Annotated in this window: 16 protein-coding genes; 5 read left to right on the forward strand and 11 right to left on the reverse strand. The window is 32.4% G+C overall.

Translation table 11 applies throughout. The features are described 5' to 3' along the window. Window positions 1-21: 21 nt before the first annotated feature. The 6 genes from MHM83_RS03820 to MHM83_RS03845 all read right to left on the reverse strand — a co-directional run bounded on the left by MHM83_RS03820 (window position 22) and on the right by MHM83_RS03845 (window position 5,750). A complete protein-coding gene (locus tag MHM83_RS03820) occupies window positions 22-846 on the reverse strand; it encodes a tetratricopeptide repeat protein (protein ID WP_239178449.1) in 825 nt (274 codons plus the stop codon). Between the two features lie 8 nt (window positions 847-854). Then, window positions 855-1,892, reverse strand: coding sequence for a VWA domain-containing protein (locus tag MHM83_RS03825; RefSeq protein WP_239178451.1), 1,038 nt, complete (start codon window positions 1,890-1,892; stop codon window positions 855-857). A 5-nt stretch (window positions 1,893-1,897) separates the two neighbouring features. Further along, window positions 1,898-2,905, reverse strand: a complete 1,008-nt coding sequence (locus MHM83_RS03830) for a vWA domain-containing protein (protein WP_239178801.1) — start codon at window positions 2,903-2,905, stop codon at window positions 1,898-1,900. Continuing rightward, entirely contained in the window at window positions 2,892-3,809 is a 918-nt protein-coding gene (locus MHM83_RS03835; RefSeq protein ID WP_239178452.1) for a hypothetical protein, read from the reverse strand. The genes MHM83_RS03830 and MHM83_RS03835 overlap by 14 nt, the downstream gene beginning before the upstream one ends. 9 nt (window positions 3,810-3,818) lie before the next feature. Continuing rightward, window positions 3,819-4,685, reverse strand: a complete 867-nt coding sequence (locus tag MHM83_RS03840; RefSeq protein ID WP_159509327.1) for a DUF58 domain-containing protein — start codon at window positions 4,683-4,685, stop codon at window positions 3,819-3,821. A 75-nt stretch (window positions 4,686-4,760) separates the two neighbouring features. After that, window positions 4,761-5,750, reverse strand: coding sequence for an AAA family ATPase (locus tag MHM83_RS03845; RefSeq protein ID WP_047788275.1), 990 nt, complete (start codon window positions 5,748-5,750; stop codon window positions 4,761-4,763). Window positions 5,751-5,977: 227 nt separating this feature from the next. On the opposite strand from MHM83_RS03845, the gene MHM83_RS03850 reads away from it, so the two are divergent. The 3 genes from MHM83_RS03850 (at window position 5,978) to MHM83_RS03860 (ending at window position 13,606) form a co-directional block, all read left to right on the forward strand. Then, window positions 5,978-8,941, forward strand: a complete 2,964-nt coding sequence (locus MHM83_RS03850; protein ID WP_239178453.1) for a SusC/RagA family TonB-linked outer membrane protein — start codon at window positions 5,978-5,980, stop codon at window positions 8,939-8,941. A 19-nt stretch (window positions 8,942-8,960) separates the two neighbouring features. Beyond that, window positions 8,961-10,310, forward strand: a complete 1,350-nt coding sequence (locus tag MHM83_RS03855) for a RagB/SusD family nutrient uptake outer membrane protein (protein WP_159610837.1) — start codon at window positions 8,961-8,963, stop codon at window positions 10,308-10,310. Between the two features lie 431 nt (window positions 10,311-10,741). Next, window positions 10,742-13,606, forward strand: a complete 2,865-nt coding sequence (locus MHM83_RS03860) for a TonB-dependent receptor (protein WP_239178454.1) — start codon at window positions 10,742-10,744, stop codon at window positions 13,604-13,606. A gap of 44 nt (window positions 13,607-13,650) precedes the next feature. Here the strand turns inward: MHM83_RS03860 and MHM83_RS03865 are convergent, their stop codons facing one another. Further along, window positions 13,651-14,418, reverse strand: coding sequence for a UDP-2,3-diacylglucosamine diphosphatase (locus tag MHM83_RS03865; RefSeq protein ID WP_239178455.1), 768 nt, complete (start codon window positions 14,416-14,418; stop codon window positions 13,651-13,653). 94 nt (window positions 14,419-14,512) lie between these two features. Between MHM83_RS03865 and MHM83_RS03870 the strand changes: the two genes are divergently transcribed. Next, window positions 14,513-14,959: a nucleoside deaminase gene (locus MHM83_RS03870; protein WP_125344123.1), complete on the forward strand. Its 447-nt coding sequence runs from the start codon at window positions 14,513-14,515 to the stop codon at window positions 14,957-14,959. A gap of 68 nt (window positions 14,960-15,027) precedes the next feature. Here MHM83_RS03870 and MHM83_RS03875 read toward each other — a convergent pair whose 3' ends face one another. Together MHM83_RS03875 and MHM83_RS03880 are read right to left on the reverse strand one after the other, a co-directional pair. Then, on the reverse strand, window positions 15,028-15,522 hold the full coding sequence (locus tag MHM83_RS03875; protein ID WP_239178456.1) for a methylated-DNA--[protein]-cysteine S-methyltransferase: 495 nt from the start codon (window positions 15,520-15,522) through the stop codon (window positions 15,028-15,030). Further along, on the reverse strand, window positions 15,515-16,279 hold the full coding sequence (locus MHM83_RS03880; protein WP_073182507.1) for a TatD family hydrolase: 765 nt from the start codon (window positions 16,277-16,279) through the stop codon (window positions 15,515-15,517). The genes MHM83_RS03875 and MHM83_RS03880 overlap by 8 nt, the downstream gene beginning before the upstream one ends. Before the next feature lie 36 nt (window positions 16,280-16,315). Here MHM83_RS03880 and MHM83_RS03885 point away from each other — a divergent pair, with 36 nt between their 5' ends. Then, complete coding sequence (locus MHM83_RS03885) at window positions 16,316-16,795, forward strand: retropepsin-like aspartic protease (RefSeq protein WP_073182508.1); 480 nt, start codon at window positions 16,316-16,318, stop codon at window positions 16,793-16,795. 392 nt (window positions 16,796-17,187) lie between these two features. On the opposite strand, the gene MHM83_RS03890 is transcribed toward MHM83_RS03885, so the two are convergent. Then, window positions 17,188-18,375, reverse strand: a complete 1,188-nt coding sequence (locus MHM83_RS03890) for a pyridoxal phosphate-dependent aminotransferase (protein ID WP_239178457.1) — start codon at window positions 18,373-18,375, stop codon at window positions 17,188-17,190. A 24-nt stretch (window positions 18,376-18,399) separates the two neighbouring features. Then, window positions 18,400-19,491 carry a fatty acid desaturase family protein gene (locus tag MHM83_RS03895; RefSeq protein WP_047788307.1) on the reverse strand — a complete coding sequence of 364 codons (1,092 nt, stop codon included), beginning with the start codon at window positions 19,489-19,491 and terminating at the stop codon, window positions 18,400-18,402. Window positions 19,492-19,552 lie beyond the last annotated feature (61 nt).

Here is a 19,552-nt window from a genome sequence, read left to right on the forward strand (position 1 = left end):
AAGATTTTAAAAACTGTAAAATTACCAGTCTTTTTCTTGTTTTACTTTTCTTCCTTTTGATTTTTTCGCATTCATTTTTTTCTGCGTCTTGTTTTCCTCATTGTTTAAACTCTCTAACAATTGTTTCATTTGTTCAGGAGTCATCTTACCTTGTTGAGGTTTAGGTTTTTGATTTTGTTTGTCTTTTTGGTCTTGATTAGGTTTTTGTTGATCTTTTTGATCGTCATTTTTCTGATCTTTTTGATCATCTTTTTTATCCTTATCGTCTCCTTTTTGATCTTTATTTTTATCGTTTTGTTTGTCTTTGTCGTTTTTTTTCTGCTGATCTTTCTGATCTTTATTTTTTTCGTCTTTATTTTTATCCTTGTTATCCTTTTGATTTTGTTGTTGCTTTTTAGCTTCTTTTTGAGCAACAGCTAAATTATAACGTGTTTCATCGTCATTTGGGTTTCTACGTAAGGAATTTTTAAAAGCTTCAACTGCTTGTTCATACTGTTTTTGCTCCATCATTGCGTTACCAATGTTATGATATGCTTCAGCCTGAGCCATCTTGTCTTTTGAAGTTTCAGTGGTTACTTTAAACTGTTCTACAGCTTCTTTGTATTTCTTTTCTTGGTATAAAGTATTACCAAAATTATAACTTGCTTTTTCATACTTACTATTCTTACCTAAAGCTTTTCGGTAGGCAATAGCAGCATCACTATATTTTTCTTTGTTATATAATTTGTTGCCTTCTCTTAATAAAGCACGTGCTTCACGTTGTAATTTCAACGTGTCTTGTTGTGCGTTTACCACTGCGGAAGTGATAAAAGCTAGAATAAATATAAATTGCTGTAAACTTTTCATACTACATATTAAGATTCTTCGTTAAATAAATCTACTTTCTTCAACCATTTGGTTTTCTTATCAAACAAAAACATATCTAGAATCAAAAACAATAGTCCAATACCTACAAACCATTGAAATTGGTCTTTATAATCAGAAAACTGTTTTGTTTCAAATTCATTTTTTTGTGCGTTTCCAATAATCTTTTCAATGGCTTCTACTGGATTTTCAGTTTTATTACCATCAAAATATTGTCCATCAGAAGCATCAGCAATTCCTTGTAAAACATCAGGTTTTCTTTGGGTAATTACTGTTTCTCCCATTCTGTCTTTTTTATAACCAATAAGCGCGCCATTTAATTTAATAGGAATTGGACCTCCTTTTTCGGTTCCTACACCTACGGTATATACTTTAACACCTTCGTTAGCGATGTTTTGGGCAACTTGTTTAGTTTCATCTTGATGATCTTCACCATCTGAAATAATTATTAAAAAACGATTTGTTTGTTCGTCGTTATCATAATAAGTATTTGCCAAATTTAAAGCTTCATTAATGGCTGTACCTTGACTCGAAACCATGTCTGGGTTTGCGTTTTGCAAAAACATTTTTGCAGCAGCATGGTCGGTAGTAATAGGAAGTAGAGGGTAAGCATTACCGGCATAGATAATAATACCAACTCTATCACTGCCTAACTTATCAATAGTTTTAGATATAATTTGTTTTGCTTTTTCTAATCTATTAGGTGCAATATCTTCTGCTAACATACTCTTAGAAACGTCTAAAGCAAACACCACATCAACACCTTCTCTTTTCACAGTTTTTAGTTTTGTTCCCATTTTAGGATTAACTAATGATAGAATTAAAAATGATAATCCTACCAAAAAGAAAACAAGTTTTAGTACCGATTTAAAGGTTGATGTATTTGGTGCTATTTTAGATAAAAGCAACGGGTTAGCAAACTTTTTTTGAGTTCGTTTTTTCCACCATAAAACTAATAGGAAAACCACAATTATTACAGGAATAATTGCAAAAAGATAAAAATATATTGGTTCTTCTAGTTTGTACATCTTGCTTAAATAAAACTTTTAAATAACGTGTTTTTTAGGGTGAATTCTAAGAGTAAAAATATCCCTGCTAAGAAAACTAAAAAACGATATTTTTCAGAGTAATTATAATACTTGAACTCTTCGATTTTAGTTTTTTCTAACTTGTCAATCTCGTCATAAATTTCTTTTAACTTAGTGTTATTAGTTGCTCTAAAATATTTACCACTAGTTTCGCTGGCAATGTGCTTTAGCAAATCTTCGTCAATTTCAACAGGTTGATTTTTAAATGAAATTTTTCCTGTTCTTGGGTCTTTAGCCCATGGAAAAGGAGCCATCCCGTTAGTTCCAATTCCGATAGTATAAACCTTAATTCCGTTTCCTTTTGCTAAATCAGTAGCTGTTTTAGGATCAACAAAACCAGCATTGTTTACACCGTCTGTCAATAAGATAATAACTTTACTTTTGGCTTTACTATCTTTTAGTCTATTAACAGCAGAACCTAAGCCCATTCCAATAGCAGTTCCACCCTCTAACTGTCCCCATTTAATTTCTGAAATGGTTCTTTTTACAATAGATTTATCACTGGTAATTGGAGTTTGTGTAAAACTTTCTCCTGCATATACTACGATACCAATACGATCATTAGGGCGTCGGTTTATAAAATCGGTAGCTACTCTTTTTAAGGCCTCTAATCGGTTTGGTTTAAGGTCTTTTGCTAGCATACTAGCCGAAACATCAACAGCCATTACGATATCAATACCTCTATTTGTTTTTGTTTTCTTACTAACAGCTACATTTCTAGGGCGTGCTAAAGCAACTATTAAGCAGGTTAATGCCAGTAGTCTTAAGAGTGGCAGTATGGGTTTGAGTTTGGGTAAAATAGAGCCTTGTATTTTAAAACCTTTAGTACTTGGCATTTTAAGTTGAGCACCATTTTTTTTTCGAGTATAAAAACTCCAAAAAGCTAATAAAGGAATTAATACTAGCAACCATAAAAACTCGGGACTATGAAACTCGAAATTATTCCACTTCATCATCTTCTTCTTGTTTTTTAGGTTTTAAATTATCTATAATAAGCTTTGCGTCTTTTCGGTCTTCCTCTATTTCGTGAGATAAAGGTTTTGATTTCGCAAATTTTACTAAGTCAGATTCTTGTAAAAGACCTTTTAATTTATCAATAATTTCTCTCGAAGTTTCTATTGACTTTGTGTCATTGAAGTCTTTTAAAACGTCAATTAATTCATCAGTAGTGCTTTCTAGGGCTGGAATATGTAGCTCTCGTTCAATATAACCTCTTACAATGTCTGTTAATTCACTATAATATTTTTTAATCTGATTATTTTGCCATAATAGTTTTTTGTCCAGTTCCTCCAGTTTTTGCATAGCTTCTTCATAAGGAGGTAATAAAGGGATAATAACTTTTTCTTCTTGTTCTTTTTTCTTTTTGAAAACAAAGAAATAAAGTAATAACACTATGACAAGAATAGCTATTATGATCCACCAAATGTATTGTTTGAAATCATCAAGCTGATAAGGTTCTCCTTTAATTCCCTTAATTGGAAATTTTTTAACCTTTGTAGTGTCGATAGGAACAGTAGCTACATTAACCAATAAACTATCGGTTAAATAAGCTTGATTTCTAATAAATATTTGTTGTTGAGGAATGTAAAATGCACCACTATCAAACCCTGTTAAAATGTATTTTCGAATGAGCTTGTTTTCAATAGTGTCAATTTTTAATGTATCAATAACTTCCAATCCTTTTAAGTTTTCTAGTTTTGGAATGATAACATTCTCAGTTTCGTCAACAGATATTTTATATTGAAACTGCTCACCAATTCTAATATTTGTGGTGTCAATTTCTGCTTTTACCTGAGGTTGTTGTGCAAAGGCAAAAGAAGTTAAAAACAAGCATATGTAAAGTAGTTTGTGTTTCATTGTTTGTTCTTATCCTTTTCGTTTAAAATAACCTAATAGCTTTCGTACATAACTTTCGTCAACTCTAGTGTTGATAGTTCCTGCACCACTCTTGGTAAAAGTGGTTTCAAAATAATTAGACAAACGTAAAGCATTTGCCTTGTAATGAGTTCTAACAGATTTAGAACTAGTGTTAACTAGCTGTGTTTTTCCTGTTTCAGCATCTATCATAGGAACCATTCCTAAATTAGGAATTTCTTCATCATGTTTGTCATATACACGAATACCAGTAACATCATGTTTATTACCAACAATTTTTAGTGTACGCTCGTAATTATCATCCATAAAGTCAGAAAGCATAAAAACAATTGCTTTCTTTTTCATGATGTTGGATAAAAATTTGAGAGCTTCACTAATATTGGTTTGTCTACTTTTTGGTTGAAATTCAATAAGCTCACGAATAATTCGTAATACGTGACTTTTTCCTTTTTTAGGAGGAATGTATAGTTCAACTTGATCAGAGAACAGGATTAAACCAACTTTATCGTTGTTTTGAATTGCAGAAAAGGCTAGTGTTGCGGCAATTTCTGTTACGGTATCTTTTTTAAATTGTTCAGAAGTACCAAAAAATTCAGAGCCAGAAATATCGACTACCAACATCATGGTAAGCTCACGCTCTTCCTCAAAAACTTTTACATAGGGTTCGTTATAGCGAGCAGTTACATTCCAGTCAATTGCTCTAATATCATCTCCGTATTGATATTGACGTACTTCAGAGAAAGTCATACCTCTACCTTTAAAGGTTGAGTGGTATTCTCCTCCAAAAATATGATTAGACAACCTACGTGTCTTTATTTCTATTTTTCGAACTTTTTTTAGTAACTCTTTTGTATCCATGTTTTCAATTGTCAGTTAACAGTTATCAATAATCAGTAAAGTATTTTTGGCTGATAATTGCTCATTGATAATTGATTAAGGCACTTGTACTTCGTTAATAATAGAGTTAATAATATCTATTGAAGTAATATTTTCAGCTTCAGCTTCGTAAGTAATACCAATTCTATGACGTAACACATCGTTTACGACTGCTCGAACATCTTCAGGAATCACATATCCTCTTCGTTTAATAAAGGCGTAGCATTTTGCAGCTTTAGCCAATGCAATACTACCACGTGGAGAAGATCCAAAGCTAATAAGAGGTTTTAATTTTTCTAAATTATATTTTTCAGGGTAACGAGTTGCGAAAATAATATCCAAGATGTATTTTTCTATTTTTTCATCCATATAAACTTCGTTAACTACATTACGAGCTTTAATGATTTGTTCTATTGAAATTACAGGATTTACTTTTTGAAAGCCACCGTTTAAGTTTTGACGCATAATAAGTTGTTCGTCTTGTAATTTTGGATAATCAATTACAGTTTTTAGCATAAAACGGTCTACTTGTGCCTCAGGAAGTGGGTATGTTCCTTCTTGTTCTACCGGGTTTTGAGTAGCCATTACCAAGAATGGTTCATCCAATTTAAAAGTTTCATCTCCAATGGTAATTTGACGCTCTTGCATAGCTTCTAGTAAGGCAGACTGTACTTTAGCAGGAGCACGGTTAATCTCATCGGCTAGTACAAAATTGGCAAAAATTGGTCCTTTTTTAATAGAAAAATCGTTTTCTTTTACATTGTATATCATAGTACCTACTACATCGGCAGGTAATAAATCTGGAGTAAATTGAACGCGACTAAAACTTCCGTCAACAGCTTTAGAAAGTGTGTTAATAGCTAAGGTTTTTGCTAAACCAGGTACACCTTCTAATAAAATATGTCCATTTCCTAAAAGACCGATGAGTAATCGTTCAATCATGTATTTCTGACCTACAATTACTTTGTTCATTTCTGTAGTTAACAAGTCTACAAAAGCACTTTCTCTTTCTATTTTTTCATTGATGGCTCTTACGTCTATATCCATAGTAATTGAAATAAATTAGAATTTTTATGAAACAAAGCTACAATAATAGTGTTTTTTTAGTTGTTAAAAGTTGGTTAAACCTTGTATTTACAAGCTAAAAGGTGTGGTTCTTTAAAGTTAAGTTTTTGACTATGTGTTTTATGTGTTTGAAAATAAGTTGTTTATAATTTGTTTTTATGAATAAAAAAAATGAAATTTAACTTCTACTAACTTTAAACTTAAATTTTATGAAGAAAATGTCTTTTAGCAAAACGTTGCTAATTAACGCACTTATTTTTCTGTTTTCTGGTTTTGTTTACGGGCAAACAATAAAAGGAAAAATTGTGGATGTAAATGGAGAAAGTATTCCTTTTGCAAATATTATAGAGAAAGGAACAACAAATGGTACCACTTCTAATGAGAATGGTGAATTTAGTTTAAATATAAAAAAACTACCAGCAGTAGTAACAATATCTTCCTTAGGGTTTGTTACAGTAGAAAGAAATATTGCAGATACGAATACTTTTTTACAGGTAACACTACGAGAAGATTCTGATGTTTTAGAAGAAGTAGTGATTTCGGGGTTAGCAACTACAACGAAAAGATCTAATTTAGCGAACACAGTTTCGACAATTTCAGCTGCTGAATTAACACAAGTCACATCACAATCGGGTTTTGATAGTGCATTATCAGGAAAGTTCACTGGAGCAGAGATAAAAGCGAATTCAGGGGCTCCAGGGGGAGGAATTTCTATGAGATTAAGAGGTGTTACTTCTATTTTTGGAGATCAACAACCGTTATTTGTGGTAGATGGTGTGTATGTTGATAACTCATCAATTTCTTCTGGAAATAACATTGTAAGTGAAGCTGCTGGAGGTGGTAATCCTTCATCAAATCAGGATGACGCTTCTAATAGGATTGCAGATATTGACCCTGAAGATATAGAGACTGTAGAAATACTGAAAGGTGCCTCAGCGGCAGCTCTCTACGGATCAAGAGCGGCAGGAGGTGTTGTTATTATTACAACAAAAAGAGGTAAAGAAGGTAAACCTAGAGTATCCTTTTCACAAACTGTAGGTTTGAGAAGTCCAACAAGGTTATTAGGTTTAAGAGACTGGGATGATTCAGAGATTGTTGCTTTAGGAGGGCCAGCGAATGCAAAACTAAGAGACTATGAAGCAGAGCTATTTGATCATACTAGAATTTCTACAACAACAAGGTTTACAACATCAGGAGGTTCAGAAAGAAGCGATTACTTTTTTGGAGTAACTTATAAAGATGAACCTGGATTAGTTGAAAATACAGGCTATGAAAAAGCAGCGGCTCGTTTAAATATAGGTCAAAAATTTACAGATTGGTTAGATTTATATGTCACGTCAAATTATATAAGCTCTCAAGCAGATAGAGGTTTTTTTAATAACGGTAATGCCAATAGAACTATAGGGTACGCCCTAGCTTTTACTTATCCATGGGAAAACTTATCTCCTACAGATGGAGTCTATCCTTTTGGAGGTGCTGGTTCAAATGTATTAGAAACAATAGCACTAACTACTAATAGAGAAAACGTAAATAGGTTTATTGGTAGTGCTAAGTCTAATATCAAAATTCTTAACGGAGAAAAAAATAGACTTAAGTTGGTGCTTGAAGCGGGGTTTGATCAATACACACTTCGTACAACAAGTATTTTCCCTAGAGAGTTAACTTATTTTAGAGATAGATCTACTTTAAAAGGAGCTTCAATATCTGGAACGACGAGAAATACTAATTATAACCTGTCTGCCTTTTTAGTTCATAATTTAAGTTTAGATAATGGGTTACAGTTCACAACTCAAACAGGAACCTTTTTTCAAGATTTTGACCGTAACACTGTTATTAGTGTAGGAACAGGTTTCAATACCTCATTAACAAGTTTATCGTTGGCAGAAAATTTATCGTCTCAGCAAGTTGTTAGGCTTCAGAGAGATACAGGTTTTTTTGTGCAGGAAGAAATAAATTATGACGATAAAATAATTGGTACTATTGGTATTAGAGGAGATAAGTCAACCAATAATGGTATTTCAGATAAGATGTATTATTACCCTAAAGCAAACTTAGCAATTAATTTACATAAGTTTAGTTTTTGGAATATAAAAGAAATTACTAGCTTAAAACCTAGGATTGCCTATGGAGAAGCTGGAAGATTCCCTAACTTTAATGATCAATTTACTTTGGCTGCACCACAATTTATAGGAGGTGTCTCTGGTTTTGCTCCTGGAACTTTTAAAGGAGACCCTACCATAGGGCCAGAACGTCAAAAAGAATTAGAATATGGATTAGATTTAGGTTTGTTTGATAATAGGTTTACATTAGAAGCTACGGTATACAACAAAAAAATAAGCGATCTACTTATTCAGGAAAATTTTCCAACATCATCTGGTTTTACTAGAAAAATTAAAAATGGAGGAGAGCTTGAGAATACAGGTATAGAATTAGGTTTAAATGCGAACTTTATTGAAAAAGAAGATTTTTCTTGGAATGCAAACTTTAAATGGTGGAAAAACAAATCTAAAATTAATAAGTTAGACGTTCCTGCCTTTACAGAAGGAGGTTTTGCAGCTTTCTTAGGAACTTTTTTAATACAAGAGGGTAAGAGTGCTACGCAAATTGTAGGGACTTATCCTAGCGGACTTACTCCAGAAGAAATAGCTGTAATTGATCCTGATGGAGATGGATTTGCTGTTTATGGTAATGCAGAACCAGATTTTCAAATGTCATGGCAAAACAACATACGTTATAAAAACTTCGATTTATCATTTTTATGGCACTGGAAAAAAGGAGGAGACGGTATTAATTTAACAACTTTTTTATATGATAATGCTGGAACTACATGGGATTTTGATGATACTGATTTAGACCCAACAGGTACGCTTACCAATGGGCCTTATAGACTGGGGCAGATAGGAATAGGAAATACAGCACCATTAGTAGAAGATGCGGGTTATCTTCGGTTAAGAGAAGTAGGTCTTTTTTATACATTTGATGAAGGAGTGTTTAAAGGAGTAGAAAAAGTTAAAGTAGGGATATCTGGTAGAAACTTAATCAATATTTTTGATTATAATAGTTATGATCCTGAAGCATCGAACTTTGGAAATAATGTATTAGCTAATAATGTTGAGGTTACTCCATATCCTGCATCTAAATTTGTTAATTTTCATCTAAAAGTTAACTTTTAATCTCCTAAAATAAATTATCATGAAAAATATATTCTATAAATTAATATTAATCGTTTTTATTCCTTTTATTCAAAGTTGTGAATTAGAGGAGTTGCCTAATCAAAATGCTCCTACATTAGACTCTTATGTAGATGGAGCATCTGCGGCCGATGTAGAAGCTTTGGCTGTAGGTTTGGAAGCTGTAATGAGAAATGATTTAGACTTTCATTATGAAACGGTAGCTTATTTAGCAAGAGAGTACTATGATTTGTCTAAAGCAGACCCAAGATATACAGGAGAGATTTTAAAAGGACCTTTAGATAATAACGGATTTTTAACAACCCGTTCTTTTGCGGCTTGGTATAGAATTGTTAAAGCAGCAAATGTTTTAATTACCGCTGTAGAAAACTCAAATGCAGGGTTTTCTGAGGAAGAAAAAAACTCTTATTATGGATATGCTAAGACAATAAAGGCATACGCTCTTTTAATGGTAGCAAACAGGCAATATACAAATGGAATTAGATTAGATGTAGAAGATCCAGATAACCTAGGCCCTTTTGTAGGTTATGATGAAGCTTTAGTTGCAATAAAAAATTTATTAAATGAAGCTAAAAGCGATTTAGAAGCGTCATCTAGTAATTTTCTATTTCTTTTTAGCTCAGGGTATAATGATTTAAAGCCTATGGATCCATCAGATTCAAGTAAGAAGCTACCTCTCTTACCAAGCGGTTTTTTAAAGTTTAATAGGGCAATTGCTGCACGAGTTGCACTGTATCAAAATAATATGTCAGAAGTATTATCAATGTTGAATGATTCTTTTTTAGATTTAAATGGCACTATGTCATTTGGGGTATCTCATATTTTTGGATTGACAGGCAATGATATTAAGAATGACTTATTTTATGTATTACAAACAGGGAATAATTTTGTAATTCATAATTCGTGGATTACAGATGCAGAATCTGGAGATAATCGTGTTTCTAGTAAGTCTATACAGTTAAGTGAACCTGCCTCTTTTGATGGGCTTACAGGGACGCATCAAATCTCTGTGTATAAAAGCAATACAGATCCTGTGTATCTTGTCAGGAATGAAGAACTGATTTTGATGTATGCTGAAGCTAATATAGGTACAAACAATGCAGAGGCTATTACTGCTATCAATATTGTTAGAAATGCTGCTGGTTTGCTAGATTACTCTGGAGGTACTTCAGATAGCGAGTTAGTAGAAGAAGTTTTAAAACAAAGAAGATACTCTTTACTAGGGGAGGGACATCGATGGATTGATTTAAGGCGTTTAAATAGATTGAATTCGACCTATATCCCACTAGATAGATCAGGAGATAATATTATTGATGCCTTTCCAACACCATTTAGTGAGAATGCTAATTAACAATATAGTTTGTTTTTAATTGTGATATTTGATAATGAAAAGGCACCTTATTAAGGTGTCTTTTTTTATGAGCTATTTCTTCATTTATAAAAAATAATAAATAGGATGTAAATTCAATTACCAAAAAAGTTATGTGTTTATATCCAACTATTTTATAAAAAGTGTTCGTGTGATGGATTAAAATAGTAGTAAAAGATAACAAATGTTTTTAAAAGAAATTAGGGTGAAGAAATTCTAAATATATGATAGTTTTAAGAAGGTTGAATTTTTATTGAAATACATAGGTTTCTTATTGGTTTTAATGAATATTCTTTTTTTCTTAATGTGTTGTGAATGATTTATTTATATATATTCTTGTTACGAGTTGTAAATATTAGTATGTTTATAGTAAATTAACTTTTTTAACATAAAAAAATAAAATAAATACAGTTATGAAGCAAAAAATAAAACTACTTGTTTGTGTTTTATTGATGTCGGTTACATCAATAATTGGTCAAACGATAAAAGGAAAAATTACAGATACTAATGGAATAGGTTTGCCTTTTGTAAACGTAATAGAAAAAGGAACTACTAATGGTATAACTACTGATGATAATGGAGAATATTTTTTAAAAGTAAGTAAATTACCTGCTACTGTTATAGTTTCTTCAGTGGGCTTTAGAACGAAAGAATTAATAGTTACAGATGATTCTTATCTTACAATTGTAATTGAAGAATCAAGTGAGTCTTTAGAAGAGGTAGTAATTGTAGGTTCTCGTAATAAAGGAAGGGTCGCAATAGATTCTCCCGTGGCTATTGATGTGTTAGATGTTTCCAAACTAACAGAGTCAGCACCACAAGTTACAGTGACAGAAATTTTAAATTATGCAGCTCCCTCTTTTAACTCTAATCCTCAATCAATTTCAGATGGTACAGATCATATTGCGCCAGCAGCATTAAGAGGATTAGGTCCAGATCAAGTGTTAGTGTTAATTAATGGGAAGAGGCGTCACAAAACAGCTTTAGTAAATGTAAATGGTACTTTTGGTAGAGGTTCAGTGGGTACAGATATGACAACAATTCCTTCAATGGCTATTGAAAGAATAGAAATTCTTAGAGATGGTGCTGCCGCTCAATACGGTTCTGATGCTATTGCAGGAATCATAAATATTGTCCTAAAAAAATCTACAAATAAGTTAGAAGTTAACCTAACAACAGGTGCTAATTTTACAAGTGAAAGTAGTCCAGAAAGAGAGGTAGACGGAGAAAAATTAAACTTGGGATTAAATTATGGGGTGCCAATTGGTAAAGATGGTGGGTTTATAAATTTTACTGGAAACTTTGATTTTAGAGGATGGACTAATAGAATGCAAGAATGGGAAGGTTCAATATTTAATGCATATAACTCTATTGAAAGAGTTGCAGCTGCAGATGGGTATAATGTTTCAAATCTATTAGATGATGATTTAGATGATATTTTTAATTATGCTGGTGATGCGGGTATTACATTAAGTGGTACTGAAACAAAAGAAGAGTTGCGAACAATTCTAGGAGCTGATGTTACTGAAGCAGAATTGTTAGCTCGTGGCTTAAAAAGAAGTGATTTTAATATGAGAGTTGGGCAATCTAAGGTAAGAGGAGCGCAATTTTTTGCGAACATGGAAATCCCGTTAGGAAATGAAACGTTTATTTATGGTAATGCTGGCTTAAGTTATAAAAATGGTAATGCGGCAGGTTTTTATAGGTTGCCAAATCAATCTAGAGCATACACTCCAGCATATATGAATGGATTCTTACCAGAAATAAATTCTAACATTCAAGACAAATCGTATGCGGTTGGAATAAAAGGAAAGTTAGGTGATTGGAATGTAGATTTTTCAAATACATTTGGTAGAAATGAATTTAGCTATTTGATAAGCAATTCAAGTAATGCATCTTTAGGTAATTCAACGCCTTTTGAAGCGAATTCAGGTGGGTTTTATTCAAGTGAAAACACAACAAATATTGATCTTAGTAAGTTTTACGAAGACGTAATGTCTGGTTTAAATATAGCTTTTGGTGCTGAATATCGTTTAGAAAATTATGGTATCGTAGCAGGAGAGGAAGCATCCTACGCGCAATACAATACATTAGGTAATGTACATGATCCGACAGACCCTAACTCAATGGTTCCTGAAGATTTTTTTGGTAACTCAAGACCAGGGGGTATTCAAGTGTTTCCCGGATTTAAACCAGAAAATGAAGTAAACTCATTTAGAAATTCTATAGCTGGTTACATAGATGTAGAAGCAGATGTTACAGAGTCTTTTTTATTAAGTGGAGCTGTACGTTATGAGAATTTCTCAGATTTTGGAGGTACTTTAAATGTAAAAGTAGCATCTAGGGTAAAAGCTTCTAAAAACTTTAATTTAAGAGCTAGTTTACAAACAGGGTTTAGAGCACCATCATTACATCAAATATCTTACAGTTCAACCAGTACCTTGTTTGTAGATGGTATACCAAATGAAGTTGGGGTGTTTTCAAACACTTCGAGAGTTGCAAGGATTTTAGGAATAGGTAAATTAAAAGAAGAAACTTCTTTTGGGTTTTCGGCAGGATTTACAGCAAAAGTGCCAAGTGCAAACTTAAAGTTTACAGTTGATGGATATATAATAAATATTGATGACAGAGTAATATTAACAGGAAGTTTTGATGATAATGGAGACGCTGAGTTAGAAAGATTGTTCCAACAAGCAAATGCTACACAAGCAGCATTTTTTGCAAATGCTGTAGATACTCAAACAAAAGGAGTAGATATTGTTGTAGATCACAAAGCAGATCTTTCTGATAATATGAAGTTAACTAATACTTTAGCATTTACATTTTCGAAAACGAATGTAGAAGGAGTGAATATTCCAACTGCTATAGAAAACGCTGGATTGTCTGATGTTTATTTTGACCCAACAAGTAGAATTTATTTAGAGTCCGCAGTTCCTACAACAAAAGGGAATTTATCACATAATTTAAGTGTTAATGATAAATGGAATATCTTTTTAAGAAACAGTTATTTTGGAGAAGTTGAAGAAGCAACTAATAATGACAGTCCTAATGTAGATACAACATTTGGAGGAAAAGTATTAACAGACCTTTCTTTTGGGTATAATTTTAATAAGACTCTAAGTTTAACATTAGGAGCAAATAATTTATTTGATGTTTATCCAGATGAGAACGATCCTGCTTTTAGGTCTAGTGGACGTTTTATCTACTCAAGACGTTCTGTACAGTTCGGAACTAATGGTAGGCATTTGTTTGCTAGATTACGTTTTGTATTAGATTAATACTAGGATAAACCATAAAAAAAGCACCTTTTCGAGGTGTTTTTTTATGAGTTATATTTTTTTAAAACTAACTTATCATTCTCAAAAACAGCATAGGTATAATACTGAATCCAATCACCAGTGTTAAGGTAAACACTGTTGTCTTTAAGTTGAATTTCTAGAGGAAGATGCCTATGTCCAAAAACAAAATAATCGTGGTGTTTAGTTTCTAGTTTGCGCTTACAATACTGTACTAACCACTCATTATCTTCACCTAAAAATTTAGCATCTTCATCACCAGAAATCAGTTTGTTTTTTACGGACATATATTGTCCTAATTGCACACCTAAATCTGGATGCAACCAACGAAACATCCATTGAAATAGCGGAAATGTAAACACTTTTTTCATGCGTTTATATCCTTTATCCCCAGGTCCTAATCCATCACCATGACCAATTAAAAACAATTTATCGTTGATTTTAAATTCTTGAGGAGAATGATACACAGGAATATTTAATTCTTTTTCAAAATAATCACGCATCCATAAGTCGTGGTTCCCAACAAAAAAGTAAATCGGGATACCACTATCTTTTAGTTCAGCAAGTTTACCTAAAACGCGAACAAAGCCTTTAGGAACGACAGTTTTATATTCAAACCAAAAATCGAATAAATCACCTAAAATAAAGATAGCCTCAGCATCTTTTTTAACTTCGTTTAACCATGCAACAAATTTTTGTTCACGAGGAAAACTAGCCTCAGAAGTTGGAGCTCCTAAATGTTGATCGGAAGCAAAATAGACTTTTTTATTCTCAGAAGTGTTGATTGAAATCAAATCGTAAATTTTGGTAAAAATAAGTATTTTACTTAGAGTTAGCACAAACAAATTTTGGCTACATTTGTTTAAGAACTTACATGAATCCACGTATATGAATCCGTTTGATGATACTTACTTTATGAAAAAAGCCTTACAAGAAGCAGAGTTAGCTTTTGATAAAGGAGAAGTTCCTGTAGGTGCAGTAATCGTTTTTAATAATCAAATTATTGCTAGAGCGCATAATTTAACTGAGCTGTTAAACGATGTTACAGCGCATGCCGAAATGCAAGCTTTTACTGCAGCAGCAGATTTTTTAGGTGGGAAATATTTAAAAGATTGCACGTTGTATGTTACGTTAGAACCTTGCCAGATGTGTGCTGGAGCGAGTTACTGGACGCAAATAGGCAAAATAGTATACGGAGCAAGTGAACCAAAACTTGGTTTTAGTGTATTGAAAACAAAACTACATCCAAAAACAAAGGTAATATCAGGGGTTTTAGAAGAGGAATGCGGTTTTTTGTTGAAGAAGTTTTTTATTGAAAAACGGAACTTAAATTGACGATAATCATTCCGAACTTGTTTCGGAATTTCATTATGAGAAGTTGAAATTAAGTTTAACTAAAGAACTTAAAATAATGTTTGTTGTTTTGCTCCGCTTTCGTGCTCCAATAGCCATTTTTTACGCCAAACACCGCCTGCATACCCTGTTAACGAGCCATCAGAACCTACAACTCTGTGACACGGAATAACGATCCAAATAGGGTTTTTACCGTTAGCAGAAGCTACAGCACGAATTGCTTTTACATCACCTAATTGTTTGGTTTGTTCTAAGTAGGTTCTAGTTCTTCCAAAAGGAATGTTTAATAATTCATTCCAAACCGATTGTTGAAAGCTTGTTCCTTGTGGATTCAATTGTAGATCAAAATCTGTTCTTTTTCCAGCAAAATACTCATCCAATTGCATAACACAATTTTGTAAACATGATGGAGTCTTTTTATGAAAGCTAATTGTAGGCAAAGCATTTTCATCCAATACTGAAATCGACTGGACTCCGTTTTCATTACCTTCAATTTTGGCGATCCCGATAGGAGTTTTATAATATGTGGTTTGTAAGTTAGACACCAAAAACGTCTTTAGAGTTCTGTGTGGTAATTTCCGAAATTTCATCGAAAGTCAATCCATAAATATCTACTAACTTATCCACAACATTAGTAATGTAGCTGCTTTCATTACGTTTTCCTCGGTATGGAGTAGGTGCTAAGTATGGCGAATCGGTTTCTAAGACAATGTGTTTAATGTCTATTTGGTTTAAAAACTTGTCAATTTTTCCATTTTTAAATGTCGCTACACCACCAATTCCTAATTTCATATTGTAGGAAATTGCTTTTTCAGCTTGCTCTAAAGTTCCTGTAAAACAGTGAAAAATTCCATATAAATCATCTCCTTTTTCAGTTTCTAGTACTTCAAAAATCTCATCAAAAGCATCACGACAATGGATAACAATCGGTAGTTTTTTCTCTTTTGCCCACTGAATTTGAGTACGAAAAGCTTCTTGTTGTTGTGGTAAAAATGATTTATCCCAATACAAATCGATACCAATTTCACCAATCGCATAAAAATCACGTTGGTCTAACCATTCTTTTACATGAACTAATTCTTCTTGATAGTTTTCTTTTACTGAAGTTGGATGTAACCCCATCATTAAAAACACATCTTTCGGATAGTTTTTTTCCAAGTCAAACATACGTTCAGTATAAGAACTATCAATCGCAGGAATAAAGAAACGAGAAACTCCAGCTTCTTTAGCACGTTGTATCATTTCATTTCTGTCTTCGTCAAACTGACTTGAATATAAGTGGGTATGTGTATCTGTAATCATTTATTGCTGTATCTTTACGAGACAAAAGTACAAGAAATGGCAAGTTTGAAAAAAGTATTACGAAAAAAGAAATACATTAAAATAAAACTCAAAAAAATGATTACAAATCATTTAGAGTTAGATGCGGAGATAAATGGTGTTAAAGGAAGGTTTATTTTAGATACAGGCGCTTCTAATTCGTGTGTTGGATTAGATTTAATAGAGCGTTTCAAGCTTATTTCTGAAGAAAGTGAAGTAAAAGCTGCAGGAGCAGGAGCGACGGATATGGAAACACATAAGTCAGGAAATAATTCTCTTAAAATAGGAAAGTGGAAAGCGAATGAGTGTGATTTAGTATTGTTTGACTTAACACATGTAAATACAGCTTTAAAACAACACGATGCTGATGAGGTAGACGGAATTATAGGGGCAGATATTTTAGAGGAAGGAAAAGCCTTTATTGATTATAACAAGAAGGCATTGTATTTAAAGAAGCTTAAAAAGAAAAAAGTAAGGAAATTAAAAGTTCCTTTCTAATATTGTGGCTCTATGTATAAATTTTTATAATGTAAATAGATTCAATACTAGAATGAAAACTATAAAGATATTTTGAATATTTTTATAATAAAATACTGTGATAGCTATGAAAAGAAATAAATTGTTTTTTAACTATTTTGTTTTAGTTTGGGTAATATTTGGTTTGCTTATTTATGTGTGGGAGCTTTCTTCCCTTATCTATAATAAGCAGTATGATGAGTTTTTTACTTATCAGAGATTAAAAACAACATTTTTGCCTTTGTCAATTATTGTTTTATATATTTTTACTTTCTTTAAAAAAAATAAAAACGAAGAATCTAATTAAAAAATAACATAAAAAAATCCGTAAGAAACATCTTACGGATTTTTTTATGTTTAATTGTTTAAATTAATTAGCTTAAAACTTCTTTTATTCTTTTAATTGCTTCACGTAATTGTAATTCAGAAGCAGCATATGATAAACGAACACAGTTTGGTGCACCAAAAGCTTCACCAGTTACAGTAGCTACATTTGCTTTTTCTAATAATAGCATAGAAAAATCATTTGCATTTTTAATTTCTTTTCCTTGGATAGTTTTTCCGAAGAAATAAGAAATGTCTGGAAATACGTAAAAAGCACCTTCAGGTACGTTTAATTTAAATCCATCAATTTCTCCTAATAACTGTAACACTAAATCTCTACGATTTTTAAACTCATCTACCATGTACTGTACTTTTTCTGGCGATGCTTTTACAGCTGTAATTGCAGCACGTTGAGCGATACAGTTGGTTCCTGAAGTAATTTGACCTTGCATTTTAGTACAAGCCTTAGCAATCCACTCAGGAGCACCAATGTAACCAATTCTCCATCCTGTCATTGCAAAAGCTTTCGCTAAACCGTTCACGGTAATGGTACGATCGTACATACTTTCAATAGCAGCAAAACTAAAAGGTTTTGTTCCGTAGTTAATGTGCTCATATATTTCGTCAGATAAAATATAAATATCCGGATGCTTTTCTAATACTTTAGCCAATGCTCTGTATTCTTCCTCGCTATAAATTGTTCCACTTGGGTTGTTTGGCGAGTTAAAGAAAATCATTTTTGTTTTTGGTGAAATAGCGGCTTCTAATTGTTCTGGAGTGATTTTGAAATCGTTTTCAATAGAAGAAGGAATTTCGGTAAACTTAGCCTCACACAAAGTTGCAATTGCAGAATAACTTACCCAATATGGAGCTGGTAATAATACTTCATCACCAGGGTTTAACAATACCTGAGCTACGTTGGCAATAGATTGTTTTGCTCCTGTAGAAACAACTACTTGGTTTGGAGCATAAGTTAAGTTATTATCACGTTTAAACTTCTTGCAAATAGCTTCTTTTAACTCTACATATCCGTCAACTGGAGTGTATGAGTTGTAGTCTTGATTAATAGCTTCAATTGCAGCATCTTTAATAAAATCAGGAGTGTTAAAATCTGGTTCTCCTAAACTTAAACTAATGATGTCTTTACCTTCAGCTTTTAATTCTCTCGCTTTAGCAGCCATTGCTAAAGTTTGCGATACTGGTAAACTTTGAATTCTGTTTGATAATGCGTTTGACATTGTGTTGTTATGTTGTATGTTGATTTATGCTAATTGCGGTTTTTTTCCTAATTCAGCTAAGTGTCTAAAATGCTCTATAACTGCTTTACGTGTAGTTTTATACTCATTATAAGGAAGGTTAAATTCCTTAGCAGTTTCTTTTACAATTTGAGCTAACTTATTATAGTGAATATGAGAAATATTTGGGAAAATGTGATGCTCTACTTGATGATTTAATCCACCTGTATAAAAGTTAATAAACCAATTTTTAGGAGCAAAATTTGCTGTAGTATATAATTGGTGAATAGCCCAAGTGTTTTTCATATTACCATCTTCATCTGGTAAAGGAGTTTCTGTTTTAGGAACAATGTGTGCTAATTGGAAAACCACACTTAAAATGATTCCTGCAGTGTAGTGCATTACAAAAAATCCGATTAATACTTTCCACCAAGCAACATTCATTACTGCAATTGGTAATACAATCCAAAGTGAATAATAAATAACTTTAGAAACTACTAGTTTGGTCCATTCCTTAGCTGGATTTGGAAATTCTCCATACGATAACTTTCGCTTTAAGTAACTGTGCATTTGTTTAAAATCAGTAGTAATTGCCCAGTTAATCGTTAACAATCCGTATAAAAAGATTGAATAATATTTTTGGAATTTATGAATCCATAACCATTGTGTGTGTTTTGAAAAACGGATAATTCTACCAGCATCCATATCTTCATCATGATCTTGAATGTTAGTATAAGTATGGTGTAATACATTGTGTTGTACTTTCCAGTTATACACGTTACCTGCTAAAATATAAATACTGCTTCCAAAAAGCTTATTTACCCATTTTTTACTAGAAAAAGATTCGTGATTGGCATCGTGCATCACATTCATTCCTACCCCAGCCATTCCAACGCCCATTACAATAGCAAGAGCTAATTTTATCCATTGCGACATATCAACAGTTAAAATTAATATGAATGGAACGATAAAAGTAGCTAACATAATGATAGCTTTTGAATATAGTTTCCAGTTACCTGTACGCTTAATGTTGTTTTCTTTAAAGTAAGTGTTAACTCTTTTATTCAGAGTTCTAAAAAACTTGGCTTTGTCTATTCTTGAGAAGTTTACTGTCTTCATTTATTGTTTGTTTGTACCGCAAAAATAAACGTTTTTGGTTCACGGTTATTGCTAAAGCTTA

Source organism: Tenacibaculum sp. Mcav3-52, from assembly GCF_022347665.1.
Taxonomy (GTDB): Bacteria; Bacteroidota; Bacteroidia; order Flavobacteriales; family Flavobacteriaceae; genus Polaribacter; species Polaribacter mesophilus.

Coding starts and splice junctions, on each gene's coding strand:
- MHM83_RS03895 (WP_047788307.1), bottom strand. CDS start 19,491: ATGAAGACAGTAAACTTCTCAAGAATAGACAAAGCCAAGTTTTTTAGA.
- MHM83_RS03835 (WP_239178452.1), bottom strand. CDS start 3,809: ATGAAACACAAACTACTTTACATATGCTTGTTTTTAACTTCTTTTGCC.
- MHM83_RS03870 (WP_125344123.1), top strand. CDS start 14,513: ATGAATCCGTTTGATGATACTTACTTTATGAAAAAAGCCTTACAAGAA.
- MHM83_RS03885 (WP_073182508.1), top strand. CDS start 16,316: ATGGCAAGTTTGAAAAAAGTATTACGAAAAAAGAAATACATTAAAATA.
- MHM83_RS03880 (WP_073182507.1), bottom strand. CDS start 16,279: ATGATTACAGATACACATACCCACTTATATTCAAGTCAGTTTGACGAA.
- MHM83_RS03840 (WP_159509327.1), bottom strand. CDS start 4,685: ATGGATACAAAAGAGTTACTAAAAAAAGTTCGAAAAATAGAAATAAAG.
- MHM83_RS03860 (WP_239178454.1), top strand. CDS start 10,742: ATGAAGCAAAAAATAAAACTACTTGTTTGTGTTTTATTGATGTCGGTT.
- MHM83_RS03845 (WP_047788275.1), bottom strand. CDS start 5,750: ATGGATATAGACGTAAGAGCCATCAATGAAAAAATAGAAAGAGAAAGT.
- MHM83_RS03830 (WP_239178801.1), bottom strand. CDS start 2,905: ATGAAGTGGAATAATTTCGAGTTTCATAGTCCCGAGTTTTTATGGTTG.
- MHM83_RS03855 (WP_159610837.1), top strand. CDS start 8,961: ATGAAAAATATATTCTATAAATTAATATTAATCGTTTTTATTCCTTTT.
- MHM83_RS03825 (WP_239178451.1), bottom strand. CDS start 1,892: ATGTACAAACTAGAAGAACCAATATATTTTTATCTTTTTGCAATTATT.
- MHM83_RS03820 (WP_239178449.1), bottom strand. CDS start 846: ATGAAAAGTTTACAGCAATTTATATTTATTCTAGCTTTTATCACTTCC.
- MHM83_RS03850 (WP_239178453.1), top strand. CDS start 5,978: ATGAAGAAAATGTCTTTTAGCAAAACGTTGCTAATTAACGCACTTATT.
- MHM83_RS03890 (WP_239178457.1), bottom strand. CDS start 18,375: ATGTCAAACGCATTATCAAACAGAATTCAAAGTTTACCAGTATCGCAA.